We start from the raw sequence: 3,696 nt of genomic DNA, 5'->3' as shown, positions 1-3,696 counted from the left end.
GTCAGTCTGTAGAGCGACCATAAGACCAGAACAGAGTAAATCTGTTAAGGCAGGTGCGGAACCCCGCAAGGGAAAGAAGCAGAAACCTAAATCGTGAGGTTTGGGAATCACCGTCCGTTTACGGCGGTGAGGATGTCAAACAGATATATCAATTTATTTTCTGAGAGTTATCTAGTGGGAGAGGAACAAAGAAGCTATTAAGGACTAGAAAAGTGCCTTGAGCTAGTTTTTTTTTAAACAGATAGTTGGGAGCAGAAAAACTACTTTTCTTTTTTGGTCTCAGGCAGAGAAGTTAATTGACTTAAGACATTTTGTTCTAAGTTACTTTGAACTTCCTTGGCGAGATTGAGAGCAAAGGGAGTGAGAGTTTGCAGTTCTTTCGTCGGTTCTAAGGGAATCACCAAGGAAACGGCTATCCAGGGTACTCTCTGTCTTTTTAATTGCGCCCATTGGTCAAGCCAATACCACACCGAGGGATCGTAATGACCACCACCTAGCCAAGCATACCATTGCACCACGGCAAAGGTGTTTTGTGTCCAGGCACGATAGAATCGAGCCGTGGCCTTTCCTCCCGACTGGGTGGGGATTAATAGCTCGGTTGTTTCCCCCTGATTCCAACGACTAATCGAAGTGATATCCGACCATTCTAATCCTGGTTGATTTTTATAGTATATCTGTGGCTTTAAAAGCACGGTGATCCTCTTGCCTTCAGGAGTTTCCACCACTTGTACCGACCATTTTCCCTCACCGATTTCTCCTTGGCTCTGGTCGATGGTTTTCAGGTCAGAGAACTTGATTCCCGATTCTTGTAGGACTCGCATTTTCTGCATATTACTGATTCTCGGTTGCTCCACCCAAGACCACTGGCCAGAAATTAAATTGGGCAAGATACCCCCTACAATCAATAGCAGCAGCAGGCACAACAGCAGTAAATAATTACCCGGGAGCTTTTTTTTGACTTTATCTAACACTAAAGTTACCTCGGCTGGAATTTTTTGACTAATCATCCTGGTTACCTTCCTCTTGAGCTAGGGACTTTTTCTTAACCGCCTCGCGATACTGCATGATTTGGAAGACCAAAAGGATCAGTAATAACATAAAGACGGAGTATAAATCACCCCCCCAGCTATCGTGGAGTAATTTAAAGTTTGCCTCTTGTCCTGTGCCGTGAAACCAAGCTAAAAGCGCGTTACGAATAATATTAGCCCCGACACTAATTCCAAAGGCACTGAGGAGCATAAAGCGGGTTTTACGACCGTTTTCGATGGTATCAGTCCAATGGAGCAGCAGGAGGGTGACGTAAAGACTGGTGAATAACATTTTCAGCCCCGCACAGTAGGGAGCGACTTCCACCATCCTACCTTCTACCGCTACATAGATACCGTCAACGGAGACATCTAGGCCCGCTTGCTGGAGAATAAAACCAGCGCAAGCGGCAATAAAAACCTGTAGGGGTAGGGTATAGGGAGCAATCAGGTAGGGGATAGGATTAGGGGTCGCTAAGGCTGTTAAAAGTAGGGGAAATCCTTGCAATTTAAAACCTTCTGTTCCTTTTAACCAGAGACAGATTCCCGCTAAAATAATCGGAAAAGACATACTAACCCAAAGAGAGGAACCGAGGAGATAAAAAATCGCTCCTAGGGTTAACAAAAACGCTCCTAGGGGGTGGGAGCGATCTTCGAGGCGTTGCCATTTTTTGCGATTCTGCCAGACAATATAGGCGGCGTAGGGAAGGCCGATCAAGCCGTGGCTAAAGTATTCGTGTTCGATGCCGATCGATTTATTCAGCCAACCATCGTACCAGTGAAAGATCACCGGACCATAGATAACCGCCAAGAAACCGATCATCAGCCAAGATTGCCGATTTTTGTGGGAGACGGGGGATAAGGAAGGACTAATACCCATAGGACGGAGCGATTTAGTGACAAATTCTGAATTTATGTTACCCGATGATCGCAGTAATCTGTTCAACCACGATTTCAATTTGCTCCTCGCTGATGCCGGGGTACATGGGGAGAGAGACAATTTCTTCACAGAGAATCTCTGCATTAGGAAAGTCTCCCTGTTGATAACCGAGGTAGCGATAGGCCGGTTGCAGATGACAAGGAATCGGATAATGAATGCCGGTTTGAATACCGACGGCAGTTAATTGTTCTTGTAGTTGTTGGCGCTCAACGGGACAATGGGCGAGGATGCGAATAACGTAGAGATGATAGACATGACCGGTCTCGGTTTCGTCCCGTATGGGTAAAATGCCCTTATCGGCTAAGGGAGCCAAAAGCCGGTCGTATTGTCTTGCCGCTTGATGACGGGAGCGATTCCAGCCTTCCAGATGGGGTAATTTAATGTTTAAAATGGCGGCTTGTATGCTATCTAAACGGCTATTAGTGCCGATATCGGTGTGGAAATACTTGCTCGGTGCGCCATAATTTCTTAAACTGCGGGCTTTTTGGCTAATTTCGGGATCATTGCTCACTAACATTCCGCCATTGCCAAAAGCACCCAAATTTTTACTGGGATAAAAACTAAACCCCGCCGCCACACCGACACTGCCGGCGCGATAACCTTCTCTACTGGCTAAATGGGCCTGGGCCGCATCTTCAAAGATAATCAGATTATAGCTGCGGGCAAAATCCTCTAATTGTTGGGGTGATACCATCTGTCCGTACAGGTGTACGGGGAGAATGGCGCGGGTGTTGGGGGTAATTCTTTGGGCAGCCGCCGCGAGGTCAATTAAGGCCGTATCGAGGTGACAATCAACTAAAATCGGTTTGGCCCCCGCTTGAATAACACCCATGAGGGTAGCGACAAAGGTATTAGCGGGGACTAGCACTTCATCCCCGGCACCGATGCCGTAAGCTTGTAAAGCCAGGGCAAGAGCAGCCGTGCCAGAAGCTACTCCCACAGCATACTCGACTCCGCAAGCTTGGGCGAAGGCGGTTTCAAATTCGGCTAAAGCTTGGCCTAAAACAAAATCTCCCCGGTCGATAACTGTTTGGATTGCCTCGGTAATTTTTGCTTGTAGGGGCTGATTTTGCCAAGTTAAATCGACAAAGGGAACTTTGATTAAATGGGAATTCATCTAGTGCTTGTTTATGGAGACATTATTAATTGTCAAGAGACTAGCATAGATTTGAGCAACTTGGCTAGATTCCTATTCAGGGGATTTGGCCTTGACTTGGCCAAAAGAATCAAGTTGACTGCCTAGCTACTTATTTTTGCTGCCAAACTTTGAAGATAATTCCTAGGCAGAGGAGAATATAAGCAGAAGTTAATAAACCGTTCCAGTATAAAAAGCGAAAACTCAAGGTTTGGTCGCTGAAAGTAGCCCCAGTCCAGAGGAAAGCGTAAAAAAGTAGCCATCCTAGCGTTAAATTCAGGGATAAGCGACTAATTTGCCGTTCTTTTCCCTTTCCTTCCCCTTGATACCATGTCCAAGCGGAGGGAATCACTCCTAGAAAGGGAATTAGATATAACATTAATTGCAGGCGTTCTAATTTGCGATCGCCGAAAGGATCGTGATTAATCATGGTATTTGTCCGATAGAACTGGTTATTTTGACATCCTCACCGCCGTAAACGGACGGTGATTCCCAAACCTCACGATTTGGGTTTCTGCTTCTTTCCCTTGCGGGGTTCCGCACCTGCCTTAACAGATTTACTCTGTTCTGGTCTTATGGTCGCTCTACAGACTGAC

The 3,696-nt window shown here is 46.2% G+C and carries 4 protein-coding genes; all 4 read right to left on the bottom strand.

What is annotated here, in order from left to right:
• Nucleotides 1–260: 260 nt before the first annotated feature.
• Nucleotides 261–1,007 carry a cyanoexosortase B system-associated protein gene (locus IM477_RS06375; protein ID WP_286824787.1) on the bottom strand — a complete coding sequence of 249 codons (747 nt, stop codon included), beginning with the start codon at nt 1,005–1,007 and terminating at the stop codon, nt 261–263.
• Nucleotides 1,000–1,905: a cyanoexosortase B gene (gene crtB, locus IM477_RS06370; protein WP_287730975.1), complete on the bottom strand. Its 906-nt coding sequence runs from the start codon at nt 1,903–1,905 to the stop codon at nt 1,000–1,002. The genes IM477_RS06375 and crtB overlap by 8 nt, the downstream gene beginning before the upstream one ends.
• A gap of 37 nt (nt 1,906–1,942) precedes the next feature.
• On the bottom strand, nt 1,943–3,082 hold the full coding sequence (locus IM477_RS06365) for a DegT/DnrJ/EryC1/StrS family aminotransferase (RefSeq protein ID WP_287730973.1): 1,140 nt from the start codon (nt 3,080–3,082) through the stop codon (nt 1,943–1,945).
• A gap of 130 nt (nt 3,083–3,212) precedes the next feature.
• Entirely contained in the window at nt 3,213–3,530 is a 318-nt protein-coding gene (locus IM477_RS06360; protein WP_190722860.1) for a hypothetical protein, read from the bottom strand.
• Between the last annotated feature and the right edge of the window lie 166 nt (nt 3,531–3,696).

Origin of the sequence: Microcystis sp. M090S1 (assembly GCF_020246295.1) — a bacterium.
Classification (GTDB): Bacteria; Cyanobacteriota; Cyanobacteriia; order Cyanobacteriales; family Microcystaceae; genus Microcystis; species Microcystis aeruginosa.
The sequence above is the reverse complement of the archived record's forward strand: the minus strand, read 5'-3'. Positions and strand labels throughout refer to the sequence as shown.

Excerpts from the sequence above, each read along its gene's own strand:
- IM477_RS06360 (WP_190722860.1), bottom strand. The coding sequence starts at position 3,530 with ATGATTAATCACGATCCTTTCGGCGATCGCAAATTAGAACGCCTGCAA.
- IM477_RS06375 (WP_286824787.1), bottom strand. The coding sequence starts at position 1,007 with ATGATTAGTCAAAAAATTCCAGCCGAGGTAACTTTAGTGTTAGATAAA.
- crtB (WP_287730975.1), bottom strand. The coding sequence starts at position 1,905 with ATGGGTATTAGTCCTTCCTTATCCCCCGTCTCCCACAAAAATCGGCAA.
- IM477_RS06365 (WP_287730973.1), bottom strand. The coding sequence starts at position 3,082 with ATGAATTCCCATTTAATCAAAGTTCCCTTTGTCGATTTAACTTGGCAA.